This is a genomic window from Treponema bryantii, from assembly GCF_900111035.1.
GTDB lineage: Bacteria > Spirochaetota > Spirochaetia > Treponematales > Treponemataceae > Treponema_D > Treponema_D bryantii_C.
In genome coordinates this window covers 309,597-328,218 of record NZ_FOFU01000004.1, presented here as the reverse complement: position 1 = coordinate 328,218, position 18,622 = coordinate 309,597, and the positions used below count along the sequence as shown (strand labels likewise).

At 39.2% G+C, this 18,622-nt stretch carries 17 protein-coding genes and 1 other RNA gene; 14 read left to right on the top strand and 4 right to left on the bottom strand.

Going from position 1 to position 18,622, the window contains the following annotated elements; all coding sequences use genetic code 11:
* Positions 1 to 306 precede the first annotated feature (306 nt).
* From BMY21_RS09520 to BMY21_RS09480, 9 genes are all read left to right on the top strand, one after another.
* Positions 307 to 1,137 (top strand): hypothetical protein, encoded by an 831-nt coding sequence (locus BMY21_RS09520; protein WP_074643344.1) that lies wholly within the window; start codon positions 307 to 309, stop codon positions 1,135 to 1,137.
* Positions 1,138 to 1,233: 96 nt separating this feature from the next.
* Complete coding sequence (locus tag BMY21_RS09515; RefSeq protein WP_074643342.1) at positions 1,234 to 1,776, top strand: TIR domain-containing protein; 543 nt, start codon at positions 1,234 to 1,236, stop codon at positions 1,774 to 1,776.
* Complete coding sequence (locus tag BMY21_RS09510; RefSeq protein WP_177177737.1) at positions 1,739 to 2,896, top strand: hypothetical protein; 1,158 nt, start codon at positions 1,739 to 1,741, stop codon at positions 2,894 to 2,896. The genes BMY21_RS09515 and BMY21_RS09510 overlap by 38 nt, the downstream gene beginning before the upstream one ends.
* 237 nt (positions 2,897 to 3,133) lie before the next feature.
* The gene (locus BMY21_RS09505; RefSeq protein ID WP_074643337.1) at positions 3,134 to 4,492 is read left to right on the top strand and encodes a hypothetical protein; all 1,359 of its coding nucleotides are present in this window, start codon (positions 3,134 to 3,136) and stop codon (positions 4,490 to 4,492) included.
* Between the two features lie 103 nt (positions 4,493 to 4,595).
* On the top strand, positions 4,596 to 5,216 hold the full coding sequence (locus tag BMY21_RS09500; RefSeq protein WP_074643335.1) for a DUF308 domain-containing protein: 621 nt from the start codon (positions 4,596 to 4,598) through the stop codon (positions 5,214 to 5,216).
* Positions 5,217 to 5,481: 265 nt separating this feature from the next.
* Complete coding sequence (gene thyX / locus BMY21_RS09495; RefSeq protein WP_074643332.1) at positions 5,482 to 6,318, top strand: FAD-dependent thymidylate synthase; 837 nt, start codon at positions 5,482 to 5,484, stop codon at positions 6,316 to 6,318.
* A gap of 52 nt (positions 6,319 to 6,370) precedes the next feature.
* Positions 6,371 to 7,669: an SH3 domain-containing protein gene (locus BMY21_RS09490; protein ID WP_083379812.1), complete on the top strand. Its 1,299-nt coding sequence runs from the start codon at positions 6,371 to 6,373 to the stop codon at positions 7,667 to 7,669.
* 1 nt (position 7,670) lies between these two features.
* On the top strand, positions 7,671 to 9,683 hold the full coding sequence (locus BMY21_RS09485; protein ID WP_074643327.1) for an ABC-F family ATP-binding cassette domain-containing protein: 2,013 nt from the start codon (positions 7,671 to 7,673) through the stop codon (positions 9,681 to 9,683).
* Positions 9,684 to 9,695: 12 nt separating this feature from the next.
* Positions 9,696 to 10,403 carry an SAM-dependent methyltransferase gene (locus tag BMY21_RS09480; RefSeq protein ID WP_074643324.1) on the top strand — a complete coding sequence of 236 codons (708 nt, stop codon included), beginning with the start codon at positions 9,696 to 9,698 and terminating at the stop codon, positions 10,401 to 10,403.
* 15 nt (positions 10,404 to 10,418) lie between these two features.
* Here the strand turns inward: BMY21_RS09480 and BMY21_RS09475 are convergent, their stop codons facing one another.
* Together BMY21_RS09475 and BMY21_RS09470 are read right to left on the bottom strand one after the other, a co-directional pair.
* Entirely contained in the window at positions 10,419 to 10,844 is a 426-nt protein-coding gene (locus BMY21_RS09475; protein ID WP_074643321.1) for a type II toxin-antitoxin system VapC family toxin, read from the bottom strand.
* A complete protein-coding gene (locus BMY21_RS09470; protein WP_074643317.1) occupies positions 10,844 to 11,134 on the bottom strand; it encodes a type II toxin-antitoxin system Phd/YefM family antitoxin in 291 nt (96 codons plus the stop codon). Before BMY21_RS09470 ends, BMY21_RS09475 begins: the two co-directional genes overlap by 1 nt.
* Before the next feature lie 151 nt (positions 11,135 to 11,285).
* Here BMY21_RS09470 and ffs point away from each other — a divergent pair.
* Positions 11,286 to 11,383, top strand: an RNA gene (gene ffs, locus BMY21_RS09465) — signal recognition particle sRNA small type.
* A 5-nt stretch (positions 11,384 to 11,388) separates the two neighbouring features.
* Here ffs and BMY21_RS09460 read toward each other — a convergent pair.
* Complete coding sequence (locus BMY21_RS09460) at positions 11,389 to 12,207, bottom strand: PDDEXK family nuclease (protein ID WP_074643314.1); 819 nt, start codon at positions 12,205 to 12,207, stop codon at positions 11,389 to 11,391.
* 742 nt (positions 12,208 to 12,949) lie between these two features.
* On the opposite strand from BMY21_RS09460, the gene BMY21_RS09455 reads away from it, so the two are divergent.
* The 4 genes from BMY21_RS09455 (at position 12,950) to BMY21_RS09440 (ending at position 18,368) form a co-directional block, all read left to right on the top strand.
* Entirely contained in the window at positions 12,950 to 14,800 is a 1,851-nt protein-coding gene (locus tag BMY21_RS09455; RefSeq protein WP_074643312.1) for a phosphoenolpyruvate carboxykinase (GTP), read from the top strand.
* Positions 14,801 to 14,865: 65 nt separating this feature from the next.
* A complete protein-coding gene (locus tag BMY21_RS09450; RefSeq protein ID WP_074643309.1) occupies positions 14,866 to 15,777 on the top strand; it encodes a phosphodiester glycosidase family protein in 912 nt (303 codons plus the stop codon).
* A 63-nt stretch (positions 15,778 to 15,840) separates the two neighbouring features.
* Entirely contained in the window at positions 15,841 to 16,872 is a 1,032-nt protein-coding gene (locus BMY21_RS09445) for a GumC domain-containing protein (RefSeq protein WP_074643307.1), read from the top strand.
* A 14-nt stretch (positions 16,873 to 16,886) separates the two neighbouring features.
* A complete protein-coding gene (locus tag BMY21_RS09440; protein ID WP_074643305.1) occupies positions 16,887 to 18,368 on the top strand; it encodes an SLBB domain-containing protein in 1,482 nt (493 codons plus the stop codon).
* Between the two features lie 64 nt (positions 18,369 to 18,432).
* On the opposite strand, the gene BMY21_RS15835 is transcribed toward BMY21_RS09440, so the two are convergent.
* A complete protein-coding gene (locus BMY21_RS15835; RefSeq protein WP_177177736.1) occupies positions 18,433 to 18,600 on the bottom strand; it encodes a hypothetical protein in 168 nt (55 codons plus the stop codon).
* Positions 18,601 to 18,622 lie beyond the last annotated feature (22 nt).

Sequence of the window (18,622 nt, the reverse complement as noted above, 5' to 3'; positions counted from 1 at the left end):
ATGTCTGCGAACAGTAAATAATTTAACAAAATGAAAATGGAAAAACTAATATATCTGTTCGTTTTGCTGATGAAGATGTTTGGGTAACAGCTGTTCAGCTTGCTGAGATTTACAATACAACACGTCAGAATATTGGACAGCATTTGGATAATATATTCAAGGATAACGAATTGCCAAAAGAGGCAACTATAAAGAAATTCTTTATAGTTCAGCAAGAAGGAAAGAGACAAGTAAAATATCAACCAAACTGAAATTAATTATTGTTAATTCTCTAGTTTGTATATAAAATATTTATTGAGGTAAAAAATGAATAAAGCTTATTATATTGATTCAACTGACTTAGAATTAATTGTGGAAAGTGAAAAAGACGATAAAATTACGTATGCAGAAAAACTTTCTTTAGAAAATGCAATTAAGAATCTTAAAAATCAGATAAATAAAACCAGTTTAGAAGATGGAAATGCACGTGTTGATGCTGAATCGATTTGGGATGATTGGTTTAGTTCAATAAATGCAGATGTTTTTATATCTCATTCAAGTAAAGATGGAAAATTAGCTATACAGTTTGCTAATTGGTTATATAAAAATTTTAAATTGAAATCATTTGTAGATTCTCAATTCTGGCTTAGAATCGATAATTTGCAGAGAGAGTTTGATGAAAAAACAAAATTTGTAAAAACAGAATATGATCCATATGGAATATCTTATAAAAAAACTTATTATGATTATAACAAACGTAATGAATCAACAGCTCATGTGCATGCATTAGTAACTTATGCACTTACAAAAATGATAAATAAAACTCCAGTTTTTATATTTATAAAATCAAATTCATCAATAAGTTTTGAAGAATCAATTGAAAAACTAACATCACCATGGATTTTTCATGAACTTGCAATTGTAGATTTGATTAATAGTCAAAAATTAAAAAAACTAGAAGAGCAATCTACAGAAAATGATAAATCAAATATTTCTGTTACATATCCAATGCTTGGGAATTGTCTTAAGCAGATAAATTATAAAAATCTAAAAGATTTGCAAAGTGAAAAAAATATAAAAAATCCTTTTGCAGAATTAGATTCTTTGATTGAAAATAATCAATCAGTCATTAATGAATTATACAAGATTCTAATTTGATTTACTAAGAGGAATAAACACTTTCTCTTTTAATAAAAAAAATTGACATTTATTAACAAAAATTACTATATTTAAAATAGGAGTTAAAAAAAAATTATGGATAAACATAAAGTTTTTATTAGTTATCATCATGATAATGATCAGTATTACTATAACAAGTTGGATGCTTTGTTCGGCGGTGATTTTTTTGTAAATAGATCGGTAAAAGATGGGGATATTGATGATAATCTCAAAACAGATACTATACGACAAAAAATACGAGACGAATATTTAAGTGATACAACTGTAACAATAGTATTAATTGGTGCAGAAACTTGGAAAAGAAAATACGTTGATTGGGAAATTAGTTCAAGTATTCGTGATACAGAAAAAAATCCAAGATCAGGATTAATTGGTATTATTTTGCCTACATATCCAAGAAAAGATATTCAACATTACAACAAGCATACAATTCCACCAAGATTAGCAGATAATATCGATTGCAAATTTGCAAAAATATATAATTGGACAGAAAATCCTGTTGAATTAATGAAATGGATTGATGATGTTTTTAAGAATCGTAATAATCCTTATTGTCTTCCTGATAATTCAAGGACTATGTTTGGAAAGAATAGAACTGGAATGGAATGGAGTGATTAAAATGGCTGTATCTTATCTTCTTCTTGTTTTTGATCTTGTTGAATATTCAAAGCATAACAATACGCAACAAGAAACTTATTTTATTGAAGTTCAGAACTTTGTTAGGAATACTTTGATAAATCGCAACCTGGAAAATAATTCTACTGTAAAAATTTGTACTGGAGATGGAATGTACCTTGGTGTAGAAAATAATGATTCAAATTTAAAATCATTAATTGAATTTACACTGGATTTGTATCAATGGGGGGAGAGCAAAGGGTATTTATTTCGTACTGCTATTGATGTAGGAAATGTTTCTATAGAAACTGATATTAATAATAATAAAAATATTGTTGGTAGTGCAATAAATGATTTAAGTAGAATTAGTGGTGCTGGCGATAAAAAGTCAATTGTAATCGGACATACCTTATTTAAGGAAAAATTTGAAAATTCAAATGATTGTTTCGGTATACCTTTTAAAAATATTTGCCAGTCTTGTGTATATGACAAACACAATTTTCCACATATTTTTAACTCAGTTATATTTATAAGAAATAAAAAAGAGTATGGTTCCGATACAGTTTTAAGAATTAATTACAAAAATCATGTGTATTCGTCAGAATATCCAAAAGAAGAAAGAAAAAACTATTTCTATAGCAAATTAAAAAATGCTGAAGAAGTTGTTTTTTATGCCATTGTTAATAAAGGAACATTAGATTCTATAAAACAAATAAATCTAGAAAAAAATAAATCAATTAGAATTTCCGTAATTTATGCTGCAGATAATCTTGAAACTTCAATAAATACTTTTATGCATAGTACTTATAAAAATGATTTTAATGATAAAGCTAAATCTATTGAAGAAATAAAAAATTGGTATAATTCAATTAAAAAAGATTATCCATCAGTAGAGCTAAAACTATTCGAATATGAAAAAATGCCATTATTTGGTGCTTCTTTTGTTGATTATCAGAAAAGAGGAGGTTTTATTCATTTCAGCCAATATTTACCTGGCTTATATCAGAAAGAAGATCCATATATTGAAGTAGAATGGAATACTGAACAAGAACCACCTTTGTTTAAAACATATTCAGAATTATTACGAAATCAGATTTTACCAGAATTGAAATTAATAAATTAAAGCTTACCTAAATTAAATAAAAGAGATGCTTATTATTTTTAATTCAATATCAAACGAATTTGATTAAGTCTGTTATTGTTGAAAAAGGAAGTTATTTTTTTGGCGTTATGGGACAACGAACTCCTTGTTTTGTCCCATAGAGAGGGTAGCGGAAGACACCGCAGGCGAAGCCGAGGAGTCTGGAGCGCAGGGGGAGACTTCCCCCTCTTCATATAAATAAAAAAATAGGGATATAGTATGAAGAAAAAATGGAATCAAATTATTCATATTCTTGTAAAAACAGATGTCTTAAATGGGATAATTTCTGCTGTCATTATTGTTTGTATTTTATTCTGTAGAAAACAAAAAGAGGTTGATTATTCGGTACTTTATTCACTTGCGATAGTTTTGATTATAACTACTGTTGGACACTTTATTTCTGTAGTTGTAAATAACTGGATTGAAGATGGGATAAAATTAACAAATGATTATGATAAACTTTGTAAGTCCTATAAAAATAAGAAACAGGAATATACTAATCCTAAAGATAATAAAAAAGACAAAAAAAAAGATGAATCGGGAAATAAGGTTATTTTTCCAATTCTGAATGAAGGAAAGTTGCTGGATTTAAATATACATATTGATGATAAGCCTGAAAATATGTATAAGCTTCCGGAGTTTGCACAGGAACATTATGATGAATTGATAAAAGCACATTCATCATCTTCTGTATATAATCAGCTTAATATTAGGATTAAAAATTGGTATTTGAATGATGGTGTTTTTAATATAGAGACTGAAAGAACTACTTATTATGATTCTTTGGTAACAAACCGTGCGATGGATTACCATTTGGAATCGGGATTATCTATTAGAGACAAATTATGTTATGGTCCATTTTTGCCTGCTCTTGGGGAGTCAAATCTCTCTAATCATATTGGATTTAACGGATTCCTTGAAACAAGTGATAATTATATTCCAATAATTAAACGAAATAAAGATTTGTCTATTGGTAAGCGGGTATGGGGGTTGAGTGTTGAAGGTTCAATTAAGGTTTGTGAACTGGTAAGTTCTGAAACAGAAAAATTGACTGTATCTGCACTGATAAAAGGTATTAGAGCTGAATATCATAAAGAATTGGGAATTCCAAAGAATAATGACGATTTAAAAGAAATTCTGAAAAAGGAAAAATCAAAAAAAATTAAAAAGTTTATAGAGAGTCTTATAGAAAAAGGTGTTACTTTAGAACCTAAACATAACCCTGTTAATCAAAATCCAGTTCACGGAATTTGTACGGCCTATAGAAATATAGTTGAAGGTGGAAAACCTCAGTTTTTTACTTATTATAAAACAAGTCTTACAAAGAATGAGCTGGAAGTCTTTTTTAAGGAAAATGCTCGTAAAAATACAAAGAATCTTTTTGTTGATGGCAAAAGAATTGGATGGCTAAAAGCTGAAGATATTTGTGGTGACAAGGGATTTTTAGTCTATAATAATAAAATTATCTGTAAATCAAAGATAAGAAAAACAAAAATCCGTAAATTTAAAATGGTTCCTTCTACATCTGTATGTTTTACATTTGCTATTGAATCTGGTCTTTTTAACTCTGAAGAATAAAAACTGTTTGGGGGAGACTTCCCCCGCCTTTCTGATATTTGATGACAATTCCGGTGAAGTGATTTATAATTAAAGAAAACTATAGAAGAAAGGAAGTGTTTATATGAAACGATGGTATCTTTTTTCTGGGATTCTGGCGGCGCTGCTGGGGCTTCTGGTGATTATTTTTCCTGCTTTCTGGATTAAGCTCGTTGTTGTGATTATTGGGCTTGCGGCGATTGGGTATGGAATTTACAGTCTGAAGTTTACCAAGGTTATTTCTGATGATGCGGGCTACCGTAAAACTATTCTGATTAAGAGTATTGTAAGTATTGTTGCCGGTGCGATGGCTGTGCTGTTTCCGCTTGCGATTGGCGGCGCGGCCTGGTCTGCTATGATCTGGGTGCTGATTTTTTACCTGCTGCTTTCTGGTGCTGCGGGCTTTTATGCTGCGGCTCTGCTGAAGGATTCCGGGGTTGAACGTAAGCGCTATATCATCGAAAATCTTCTGCTTCTGGCTGTTGCTGTCGTTCTGATTCTGATATCCCCACGTTCTCTGGGCAACGCAATTATCCGCCTGATTGGTATTATTGTTCTGGTTGGCGGCCTGTGTCTGATTCTTTTTGACGTTTTTTCAAACCGCAACGTTGTTGAAGGCGAAGTGGTCGAGGTGAAGGATGATTCCGTTTCCGCTAAGGAAGACTCTGTAGAAAAAAACGAAACAGATTCTGAAAACGGCGAATAATAATAGATATTTATTAGCTCACGGTCTATAAAATCACAAAGTACGCGAGCGGAGAGAGCCCCAATCTGCATTTGAGCGTCGCGAGCGCTAGCGAGTCGGATTCCACTTACGCTCAACCGCAGATTGGGGCTCTCGCAGCGGAAGTACTTTGTGGTTTTATAGAGTTTTTAGATTTCATAGATTATTGATAATACAATCATTTTTCTATATTATTAATGAAACAGATTATTAGAATCTGTTTCATTTTTTTATATTGAGGATTTATATGGCACATTGCGTAGTTCCTGCTGCTGAAGAAATTTTGGACAAGGAGTATCCTGTTCTCGACAAAGGTTTTGTTCGTCTTGTAGATTATTTTGGTGGAGACCAGCGTATTGTTCAGTCTGCCCGTGTTTCATATGGTGAAGGAACTAAATCTGTGAGCCAGGACGGCGCCCTCATTGATTATCTTTTGCGTCATCAGCATACTTCTCCGTTTGAGCAGGTTGTAATGACTTTCCATGTTAAGATGCCTATTTTTGTTGCCCGTCAGTGGGTTCGCCATCGTACTGGCCGCATGAATGAGGTGTCTGGCCGTTACTCTATTATGAAAGAAGAATTCTATGTTCCTGCTGAAGACAAGGTTGCTCCTCAGAGTAAGGACAATAAGCAGGGCCGCTGCAACGAAGCTTTTGATAAGGAAACTGCTGATAAGATTATTGCTCAGCTTGAGGCTGGTCAGAAGGAATCTTATGAAAACTACAGCGAGCTTTTAGACAGTGGTCTTGCCCGCGAAATTGCACGTATAAATCTTCCTCTTTCTTTATACACTGAATTTTACTGGGAGATGGATCTTCACAATCTGTTCCACTTCCTTAAGCTCCGTCTGGATTCTCATGCTCAGTATGAAATCCGCGTATATGCTGAAGTAATCCTTGAGATGTGCCGCAAGGTTGCTCCTATGGCAACTGAAAGCTTCATCAATCATATGAATGAGGGTGTAAACTTCAGTGGTGAAGAAATGGATGCTCTGCGTAAGGTACTTGCCGGTGAGCCGAACCCTCTCGAAGGCAAGAAACTTGACCGCTTTAACGAAAAAATTAAGACTGGGGTTCAGTTGTAGAAAACTCCACGTCATTGCTTCGCTCCGCTCGCAATGACGAAATATAAATACTATGAAGAAACTATTTTTACCTTTAATCATTCTTTTTACCCTCTTCTTCACTGCCTGCAGCGACAAGGTGATGGGCTACTCTGTTGTGCTCTGGACTATTCCGGACCAGCAGATTAAAAGTGGTGACACTGTTCCTGTTTACATCAAATCTAATATTTCGCATGTATATGTAATTGGAAATAAAAACGGCGAAAAGCTTGAGGTGGCTTTGTGGCAGCTTACTGAACCTGTGAGAAAAAGTAAGGTTAAGGCTGTTGCTGCTAAGTATGCTGAAAATGCGGCTACTTATGCTTCTGTAAAACTGGACGGGCTTCCTTGCCGTGCTGAACCTGTAAATACTGCTAAGCAGGTTTATCGTCTCCGAAAGGGTGAGGTTATTAAGATTCTCTACAAGGGTAATGGTCAGGCTCCTATGGCTGGCAAAACTGCTCTTGAGGGTGACTGGTACCGCATTCTCACTGGCGACGGTACTATGGGCTGGTGCTTTTCTTACAATCTGAATCTTTATGAAACGGATGCAACCGGTCAGCGTGTTGGCGGTGGTGAAATTGTTGAAGCTCAGGAAGAAGATGCTCACTGGGATACTATTGTGGCTAATACCTGGTATCCGGATTATTTCCGCACTATGATTGACAGCCATAATATTGACCTTGGGCTTATTCATCCGCTTTATAAATTTACTATTGATTTAGAAGGCAAGAAGGTTTCTCTGAATACTAATGAGATTCATGAGAGCTGGGATTATGATGGCTTTACTAAGACAGATGACAATGAATATTCGTTGAACGGCATCTCTATGAAGATTATCTACCGCCGTGCAAACTACATTGTTCTTCGCTACACTGATGCAAGCGGTAAACCTCAGGACCTTAACTTTGTTACTTTGTCTGAAAGTGTTGCTGATATTGTTAATGCAGAAAAGGAACGTCGTTCTCAGGCTTATATGCAGATCTGGTCTCACGGTCCGATTTTCTCAAGTTCTAGCTATGGTAAGATTTCTTTCAATGAAGACGGTACTTTCCGCTGGAATGGCTTTAAACTGCTTGTTCCTTCTGTAATTGATGCTGGAACAAAGAGTACTGGTTCTGCTTTGGTTAAGTATTCGCTTTCTAAAGATCTGGCTGCTTCTTACGATGGTGTTCTCACTATGAAATTTGATGGAATGAGTCGCGAAGTAAACTTCCTTTACAAACTGGAAAATGGAGCTTTGCGTCTCGAAGATACTACGGGTGCAACTTTAAGCGGAAGTCAGTTGAAGAGCCGCGGTGTGAGCCCGGTTATTGTTTACATGAAGAAATAATATGGCATTTGTACAATTTTCCCAGGTCTCACTGGCATTCGGTGACCGGGATATCTTAAAAAATGTAACTATCAATTTACAGACTGGCTCTAAGGTTGCGCTCACTGGTGCAAACGGAGCCGGCAAATCTACTCTCATAAAGGTTCTGGCTGGTCTTGTTCCGCCGGATAGTGGAAGCCGCGCTGTTCAGAAGGACTGCCGCATTGCATATCTTCCTCAGAGCGGGCTTACTCACCACGGTTGTACCTTACGCGAAGAAGCTGATAAGGCTTTTGAATTCGGCTATGAGATGCAGAGAAAAATAGACGAAATCGGATCTCAACTGGAGGCGGGGCAGGGTAATACTGATGCGCTTGTTATTCAGCAGTCGGAGTTGATTCAGGCTCTTGATGACAGCGGCTGGCACCGGCGAGATGCTATGGCGGAGAGCGTTCTGCTTGGTCTTGGTTTTAGCCGCTCTGATTTTGACCGCGACACTGCCGAGTTCTCCGGCGGATGGCAGATGCGTATTGCTCTGGCGAAGGCTCTTATGCAGGGACCGGACATCCTGCTTCTCGATGAACCTACAAACTATCTTGATATTGAAGCAAGAAGCTGGCTTGAGCAGTTCCTGCAGAATTTCCGCGGCGGCTTTTTACTTGTCAGCCATGACCGCTACTTTCTTGATGTTACTATAAACGAAGTTTATGAGCTTTTTAACGGCGATCTTAAGCGCTACCCTGGAAACTTCTCACACTATGAAAAAGTGCGCGAGGTTGAACTTAAAACTCTAATCGCCGCTTACGAGCAGCAGCAGGAAGAAATCAACAAACTTGAAGATTTTATCCGCCGCTTCGGCTATAAGGCTACTAAGGCTGCCCAGGCTCAGGAATACATGAAAAAGCTTGAGAAGATGGAACGCATTGAGATTCCTGAATCTCTGAAAAAAATCCATTTCAGTTTTCCGCCGGCTCCGCATAGTGGCAGACTTGTAATGAGGCTTCATGATATTACGAAGTCTTACGACGGCAAAACGAATGTTCTCGACAAACTTGAACTTACCCTTGAAAACGGCGAGCGGCTTGTTGTTGCCGGACGCAACGGCGCGGGTAAGTCTACCTTGCTGCGAATTATTGCAGGTGAAGACAGCGCATTTACCGGTGAGGTTGTTCCGGGTGCCGGCGTAAAGGTCGGTTACTTCTCGCAGGATAACGCCGAGACTATTAAAGGAAAAGAAACAATTTTAGATTACCTCGAAGCAAGGGCTCCTCTTGAGCTGATTCCAAAGCTCCGTGATATGCTCGGTGCTTTCCTGTTCCGCGGTGACGATGTATATAAATCTCTGGACGTTTTGAGCGGTGGAGAAAAGAGCCGTATTGCTTTGCTGCAGCTGCTGCTTAGCCCTGTAAATCTTCTTGTTCTTGATGAACCTACAAACCACCTCGACATCCATTCTAAGGACGTTCTGCTTCAGGCTCTCCGCGGCTTCGGAGGCACTGTAATTTTCGTAAGCCACGACCGCGGATTTATCGAGCAGCTGGCCACAAAGGTTCTGCACCTCGAGCACGGCCAGTACAAATATTTTGTCGGCGGTTATGAGTTCTACATGGAGCAGATGGAAAAGCAGGAAAATACAGAAGGAGGGGAAGTTTTACCCCGCTCTAATGGGGAAGCCGCTAAAAAACAAGCTGCGGCAGCGGGTTGTTTTAGGCTTGACCTCCAAAATGCGCACAATCAGGCTATGCCTGATTGTCCTTCGTTGGAGAACTCGGCGAAGCCTGCTCAGCTTTCCTGGGAAGAACAGAAACGCCTCGAATCCGAGCGCCGCAAGATTGAAAAAGAAGTAGCCCGCCTCGAAGCCAAAATCTCCGAACTGGAAGCAAAAAAATCCGAGCTCGAAAACAAAATGTCCGACCCTGCGGTATATTCAAATGGTGAAAAAGCAAAGGCAGTCCAGCGCGACATCGAAGCCGTGACCACCCAAATCGACGAGACCACCGCCGCCTGGGAAGCCGCTGCCGAAAAACTGGGATAAGGAGATAGTAAAATGGAAGCAGCACTTTATTTAATTCCCGTAACCTTGGGCGAGACTGAAATCTCTCAGGTTCTGCCACCTTATAATCATGACATCATTGTGGGCATTAAGCATTTTATCGTTGAAAATATCCGCTCGGCTCGCCGCTTTTTGAAAAAGACTGAAAAGTCGATTGATATAGATGAGCTTACTTTTTACGAGCTCAACCGTCATACAGACCGCAAGTTTATCGGCGAGTTTCTGGAGCCGCTGAAAAAGGGGCTGCCGGTTGGAATCATCTCCGAGGCGGGCTGCCCTGCCATTGCCGACCCGGGAGCCGACGTGGTTGCCATAGCTCAGAGCCGCGGCTACAAAGTTGTTCCTCTTGTTGGTCCTTCTTCTATTATTATGTCTGTTATGGGAAGCGGCTTTAATGGACAGAGTTTTGCCTTCAACGGCTACCTTCCAGTGGAAGTTCCTCTGCGAATTAAAGCTCTCAAAAAACTGGAGCAGAAAGTTCAGAACGAAAATCAGACTCAGCTTTTTATTGAAACACCATATCGCAATGCCAAGATGATTGAAACAATTCTTGGCGCCCTGAATCCAAAAACAAAGCTGTGTATTGCGGCAGGCATCACCTGCGCCGAAGAATACATTAAGACCCGTACGGTGGCAGAATGGAAAAAAGAAAAATTGCCGGAACTCGGAAAAATCCCGGCAATTTTCGTGATTGGAAAATAAAACTGGTGCGGCGTTTTATGCCCACCAGTCCTCATACTTCAAATTGCTCACTTCGGCAATTGGTGTGTAGGCGGCAGTGTTGTGAGTGACCAGTATCATGCCGTTTGCGATTGCGGTGGCGGCGATTTGGCTGTCACTAAAGGCAGCAGTCTTTCCGTTTTCTTTACAGCGCGCCTTGATTTCTCCACAGATTTCAGAAGCATATCTTGTGTATGGAAGAATCTCAAAAGTTTCTTTCAGCTTTGTTAAATAGCTTTTAATCTTTTCCTTTTTCTTTCCTTCAGGAAGAAGTTCACAACCATATACTGCTTCCTGCCAGACTGTTGAACAGATGGCACATAGTTCGGAACGTTTTATAAGATTTTCTATTACTCCATGATTTTGATTTTGTTTTAATATTTCTGAAATTGTATTTGTATCTAATAAATAAACAGCTTTCATTATTCACTCCAAATATTTTTAATTTTGTTTTCATACGCCTTATCCGGATATTCTCTTGGTGGAAGAGGAAGCCCGTCAAAGTCTTTAAGAATTTCTGCATTTTCTTTTTTGAAATCTGAAAGCCATTGGCAGAAATCTCCTTTAGAAGAATTCTTTTTATAATCTTCCCAGCTGATGATCACAGCGACAGGTTTATCGTGGCGGGTGAGTTCAACGGGTTCTCCGCTTTCGGCAATCTTTACGAGAGCGGAAAAATTATTTCTTGCGTCATAAATTGTAGATTTACACATAGTAACCTCCTTTGCAGTTGTATATATAAGGTCGGATTTTATATGTAGTGTAATAGTGATATGGCTAGAAGTTAAGTTTACTAGCCAATAAAGCTGTTACATAATTACAGGTAATTGACTACGTCCCCTGTTTTTTGTTATATTCTTGTTGGACCAGATGCCCTTCAAGTGTCTGTCGCAAAACCCCGTCAGAGGAGGAATCCAGCAGCGGTATGCGACTAGAGCTGTGCTTGGGATTATCTGGTCCTTTTTTTTTATATCAGATATTCTTTAATAAGATTTTCAACCTGCCGTGAACTCAGCTGTATTTCTGCTGTTTCCATTGTAATAATCAGATTTTTACCGGGATGTATGTTGTTCTCATTAAAAGACTTAAGTTTTGAGACTGTTTTAGATGTATATTCGAGGCTATCCATCATTCCAAAATGTTCCCAAAGAAATTCCTTGCGGGTACGGACGTTAAGGCAGAGAAAATCCGGATGATAGATGTCTCCATTTTTGAGTTCTAATGGGTATTCGTAGCGGTAGGGGATATTATGGCGTGTGAGAGTGTCTGCTATTATAACTTCTGATTTTGAGCGGACCTGCTCACCGCGGGCTGTAAAAAACTCCGGGGCATTGTCGGCAAAAGGTCGGGGTTGCCAGGTGATGTTCTGCCATTCTTCTATATATTGAAGGTCGCTAAGTGTAACGGGTGTTATGAGCTTTTGCCGTGCGGGACATGATTTTGTATATAAGCTCGTGATTCTGTTTTCTGTGATTTGCAGCAGTTTTTCTATAACGGATAATTGCTGTCTGAGGATTTTTATGAGTTTGTGGTCGTAATCTTTTTGGGCCAGACGGCGTGCCAGAGTTTGTTGTGAGGCTGGTATGTATTTTCCGTGTGTATCAGAGGGATTTGTGAAGTGGTAGAACTGAGGGGCTCGAGCGCCTTTTTTCTGTTCTATTCTAAGATGTCCCTGCGGTAGATTTTTCTGTGCTTTTAACTTGAGATTTAACAGGTTTAAAAGTTCGAGCCGGCGGTCTTTAAGATGTTCTGTGAGGGTGTCTGGTGATAAGAGTTCGTAATTCATTTGTTTTCTCCTTATTTTCCGGGGATGTGGCCTGCAGAAATTGAGAATCGGGGGATTTTGCAGGCAGGGGGCGGGAGGGGAGCGGCGCGGTGAGCCTGTAAAATTGCGAATTTTTAATTTCTGCAGGCCACAGGGCCGGCGTTTTAGTTGCTGGCGGTGAACTGGCGGCCTGTAGAAATCGGGAAAATTGAAAACTGCAGGCTGGAAACCGTGGCCTCGGCTTCTTTTTGTGCGGTTCGCGAGCTGCAGGCCGCCTCCCACGGAGAATTTCTTGCCTGCAAAAATTGATTTTCCGGAGATTTGCAGGCTGAAAGCTCGAATTATGGCGCGGAGGACTGTTTTTCCAGCCTGCAAAATTATGTTATTTCAATTTTTGCAGGCTTGGACTGCGGGGCCGCACAATTTCTTCATATATATAATTGCCAAGATTGAATGTTTTTGACGTAAAATCAGGATTTTTTTAGAACTTGTTTGTGCGATCACGATTTCTTTGGGGGGCGGGGATGCGCCGCGAGCGTGGAGCAGTGCCGAAGGCAGCCACTGGACTGAGCGGAGCGAGGGAAGCGGCCGAGCGTCTAGCGAGCTGCGGAAGGCGTGTTGGATTGTGATTTTTGGCTATTGAATTCCACATAAAAAATCATTAAATTATACATTGGTATACGAGGGTCTCTTGGAGAGGCTGTTGTATATACAGAAATTGGTCCGGTGCCTGTGTGGGTGCAGGGCCTGATAGGAGTTTTTAATGACTGTATCTGACATTAAACATGCTGGTATTAAGGCATGGATCGAAGAATGTGTTAAGATGTGTGAACCAGACGAAGTTGTTGTTGTTGACGGTTCTACAGCTGAATATGACCGCCTTATGAAAAAGTGTGTAGACGCTGGTTTGGCTACACCTTTGAAGGCAAAAGAGAACTGTTTCTTGTTCCGTTCTCTTCCAAGCGACGTTGCTCGTGTTGAATCAAGAACTTTCATCTCTTCTAAAAAGGAAGAAGATGCTGGTCCTACAAACCACTGGATTGACCCAGTTGAACTCAAGGCTACAATGAAGGGATTGTATACAGGTTGTATGCACGGTCGTACAATGTATGTAATTCCATTCTGCATGGGTCCACTCGGATCTCCAATCGCTAAATACGGTATTGAGCTTACAGACTCTGAATACGTTGTATTGAACATGGACATCATGACTCGTGCCGGTGAAAAGGTATGGCAGTACGTTGGTACTGACGGTGACTGGGTTCCATGTCTCCACTCTGTAGGTAAGCCACTCAACAATGGTGAAAAAGACAACGGCATTTGGCCTTGTGCTGATGTTGAACACAAATACATTTCACAGTTCCCAGAAGAGCACCTCATCTGGTCTTACGGTTCTGGATACGGTGGAAACGCTCTTCTTGGTAAGAAGTGTTTCGCTCTTCGTATTGCAACTGTTATTGCTCGTGAAGAGGGCTGGCTTGCTGAACATATGCTTATTCTTAAGCTCACAAACCCTAAGGGTGAAGTTAAATATGTAACTGGTGCTTTCCCAAGTGCTTGTGGTAAAACAAACCTCGCTATGTTGATTCCTACTATCCCAGGATGGAAGGTTGAAACTGTAGGTGATGATATTGCATGGATGAAGTTCGGAAAAGACGGACGTCTCTACGCTATCAACCCAGAAGCTGGTTTCTTCGGAGTTGCTCCAGGAACTTCTGCTGAATCTAACAAGAACGCTCTTATTTCTGCTGAAAAGAATACTATCTATACTAACTGTGCTCTTACTGAAGACGGTGATGTATGGTGGGAAGGAATCGGATATCCTGCAAAGGGTAAGCTTGTTGACTGGAAGGGAAATACTCGTGATGCTCTTCCTAAGGACAAGTCTCCTAAGGGTGAAGAATTTGCTCATCCAAATGCACGCTTTACAGCTCCTGCTAAGCAGTGTCCATGTATCGCATCTGACTGGGAATCTCCAGAAGGTGTACCTATTTCTGCTATCCTCTTTGGTGGTCGCCGCCCTTCAACTGTACCTCTCGTACACCAGGCACGCAGCTGGAACCACGGTGTATTCCTTGGATCTATCGTAGGTTCAGAAATCACTGCTGCTTCTACAATCAATGCTGCTGAAGTTGGTAAGATCCGCCGTGACCCATTTGCTATTCTCCCATTCTGTGGATATAACATGGGTGACTACTTCCAGCACTGGATTGACGTTGGTGCTAAGGCTGATCAGGACAAGCTTCCTAAGATCTTCTACGTTAACTGGTTCCGCAAGGACGAAAACAATCCAGACCTTCCAGGTGGATTCATGTGGCCAGGATACGGTGACAACAGCCGCGTTCTCCAGTGGATTTTCGACCGCTGTGACGGCGTTGACAATGCAGTTGATACACCAATCGGACTTATGCCAAAAGATGGTGCTATCAATACTGACGGTCTTGCTGACTGCTACAAGAAGACTCTTCCAGAAATCCTCAAGGTTGATGTTGAAGGATGGAAGAAAGAGGTTAAAGATATTCGTGAGAACCACTATCCAAAATTCGGTGCTCACCTTCCAAAAGAGCTCAACACTATTTTGGATGACCTCGAAAGCCGCTTGAACAAAGCATAGTGTTATATAATAAATAACAGATCCCGCTCATGATTTACCGTGGGCGGGATTTTTTTTGATGTAATATGATTCGAAAATATTTACCGGCCATTGCGGCCTTTTTACTTCTTGTTTTTACCTCTTGTGTGAGCCGTCCGCAGTTTTCTGTTGAAGACGAGGCTCTTTTATATCCAGTTTCATCTTATGTTCCGGATTCTTTTGAATGGCAGGAGGTTTGCCCCGGCATCTCCCGTTTTGATTACAAAAACTCCGGGTTCCCCATAATTTACCACGTTGTAAAAATTGATCTGACTCTCGCCGGGCTTTCTCTCTCTTGTTTCCCGGACAAAGGTGGTGCTCAGCCGTTTATTTTCCGCGGCCTTAAAACTAAAAACTTTGCGAAAAAATATGATTGCACTGTGGCTGTAAACCTTTCTCCATTTGCAGGAAAGAACGGTGCCTGGGATTTAGCAGCAAAACTTGGTACTTCCCGACAGATTGTCGGAGTTCATGTTGCAGACGGCCTGTTGCTTTCTGCTCCTGTGGAACGTTATGCAGGTATTTATTTCAAGAGTGAGGTTGATGATGTTGGTCAGAATTACTGGCTGGCCTCAATAGAAAAAAATCAGTCTGAAAAAGCTGCGTCAGAAAGTGATTATGCTTTCGGCGGTTTTTATGTAGTTCTCGAAAACGGTGAGGTAATAGATTCTTTCCGTCGAAATCATGATACAAGAACAGGCTTTGGAATTTCTGATGCTGGTAAAACTTTATATATTATGGTTGCAGAAGGCGAAAACACCTTAAAAAGTGAAGGGCTTTCGTATCCTCAGTGTGCAGCAATTTTTAAGGCTCTGGGCTGTACTGATGCTCTGGAAATGGATGGAGGTGGGTCTTCTGAACTCTGTATAAACGGAAAAAGTATTCTTTCTTATAAAAATCTCCGGACTCAGGCAAATAGTCTTGGTTTTTCTGTAAAAACTCCAGGGGACTTAAACTAATCTGTAATATAGTATATAATACCTATGTTTATATTATATACTAATAGTGAATGGAGTTTTTGTATGGACGAGAATCCTACTATCCAGAATGCAAAAGAAGATGAAATTAGTCTTATAGATTTATTTGCTGTTTTATTGAAGCATAAATTTCTGATTATTGGACTTACTGGCGCGGCTATGATTTTTGCCGTAGTCATTTCCATTATTTCATTAAAGCTTTCTCCTGAAAAATCTTTCCTTCCAAATAAATATACACCAAAAGCTCAGATGCTTATCAATGATGATTCTTCTGCTAAGGGCGGTCTTTCATCTATGCTCAGCTCAAGCGGGCTTGGCAGTCTTGCAGGGCTTGCTGGTGTTAGTGTTTCCGGTGGTTCTTCTAACAGTGCTCTTGCAGGTTATCTTGTAAACAGTAATACAATTCAGGATGCTGTTGTTGATAAGTTCAATCTTATTGAACGTTATAAAATCAAAAAATCACCGAGAGCTGCAAGCCGTGAGGCTCTTAAAAAGGTTTTGACTTCCAATTTTGATACTGACACTGGAGTTTTCAGCATCAGCTTTACAGATACTGATCCAGAGTTTGCACGTGAAGTTGTTAATTATGTTGTAGATCTTATTGAAGCTCGTTTTAATGAACTTGGAATAGACCAGAATAAGCTTCAGGAAGCAAATCTCAAAGAAAATATTCAGCATTCTTATGATGAAATTCTTTCTCTCCAGAAGCGCATTCAGACTCTGGAGCAGTCGGTTTCAAATATTTATAATCCAAGTTCAGCTCCTTCAATTATGCTTGATTCTTCTTTATTAAAGCTTGAACTTTCTGCTCAGCAGCAGATTTATTCTCAGCTTAAGGTTCAGTATGAGTCTCTTAAGGTTACTATGGCGAGTGAACAGCCTGTATTCCAGATTCTCGAATATGCTGAAGTTCCAGACAGAAAATCAGAACCAAGCCGTGGTAAACTTTGCATTATTATCACTTTTGCGGCATTCTTCCTTTCTGTATTCCTTGCCTTTGCTCTTAATGCGGTAGAGAATATTAAAAAAGATCCGGAAGCTATGTCAAAGCTCAGCTCATCAAAAAAAATTAAATAAAGCTAAGGTGTAGAATGAAAAAGAAAATACTATTTTCAATTGTAATACTTTTCAGTGCCATTTCTATTTATGCCGCTGGAGAATTATCTGTAGAAACTGTAAATCAGGAAGTTGATTCACGTGTACAGATTGCAATGTCGAATGCAGATTATATGGTAACCGCTGGTGATATTTATACACTTGGATTTATTGCCGGCTCTAATACTATGGAATATCATATTATGGTTGATTCAACTTATAAGGTTAGGGTAGCAAACCTTGCGGTTATTGATGCTGCTGGAAAATCTTATATGACTTTGAAAAGACAGGTTGAAGATATTGTTTCAAAGAACTATCCGATGAGTGGCGTTCAGTTCTCACTTGTAAGCCCTGCTTCTTTTAATGTAATTATAAAAGGTGAAGTAACTTCTACTTCTGAACGTTCTGCATGGGCACTTTCCCGTCTTTCTTCTGTAGTGAATCCGGTTAAAACAGGCTATGCTTCAATCAGAGATATTACAGTTACTTCTACTAATGGTGTTACAAAGCATTATGATTTGTTTAAGGCCAGCCGTGAAGGTGATTTGTCTCAGGATCCGTATCTGCGTCCGGGTGATGTAATTACCTTGAAGAAATTTCATAAACAGGTAGGCATTTCTGGTGCTGTGCGCCGTCCTGGAACTTATGAGCTTCTTGAAGATGAAAATCTTAAAGATCTTATTGATGTTTATGCTGATGGCTTTAGTGAACGTGCTGATGTAAAAAGAATTACTGTAACACGAATTATTGACGGTTCAGAAAAACCGGGTTCTGTTATCTATCTGGATTATCCGAAACAGGTTTCTAATTTTGTGCTTAATTCATTTGATTCTGTTTTTATTGATTCTCTTGTTGCAAGCCGTCCTGTTATGTATATGGAAGGTGCAGTTTTAAAGCAGAATAGTGATGTTGAAAATAATGCTACTTCTATTGAGACTGCAACCCGTATAACTGTTCCTTTTGATTATGATGAGAATTATGTTTTCTTCCTTAGAGCAAAAAGAAGTTATTTTGAATCTGCAATTGCTGATATTCAGAATGCATTTATTGTTCGTGGTGAAGAGCTGATTCCAATTGATATTTCAAGAGTTCTTTATGATTCTAATTTTACTACTGAATTAGTTGTTCAGCCTGGTGATTTATTGCGTGTACCTATGAAGCAGTTCTTCGTATCTGTTTCTGGTGCTGTTCAGAAGCCTGGCCGCTATCCTTATATTCCAAATAAAACTTATGATTACTATATTGGTCTTGCCGGTGGTTTTAATAAAACTATGAATGCCGGAAAGTCTGTAGATATTATTGATTCTGATGGAAGAAAGCTCAATAAAAAGAGCGAAATTACTCCTGAAACAACAATTACTGCAGATACCAACTCATTCCTGTTTTATTTTAATCAGTATGCTCCTGTAATTACTACAATTGTTTCTGTAATTGCAACTTCTCTTTCTATCATGGCTGCAACTGGTGTTCTGAAATAAAAAAAACGGATGCTGTTTATTCAGGCATCCGTTCTAATTACACGATTTTTTACTGAGCTGGAAGCTAAGCAGTCTGACAATTGTAGAGATAGAAAAGGGTTAATTGAAAAATCTCTTCAGGAGTAGCACAGTTAGAAATCAACTTCTTGATGTATTTCTTCATGTTCTGTGGATAGTCTGTGTTGTCTACAGCCAGATAATAAGCTTCCTTCTTTGCACTTAAAGTTGGCATGATTTTACTCTCCTTCAATAAC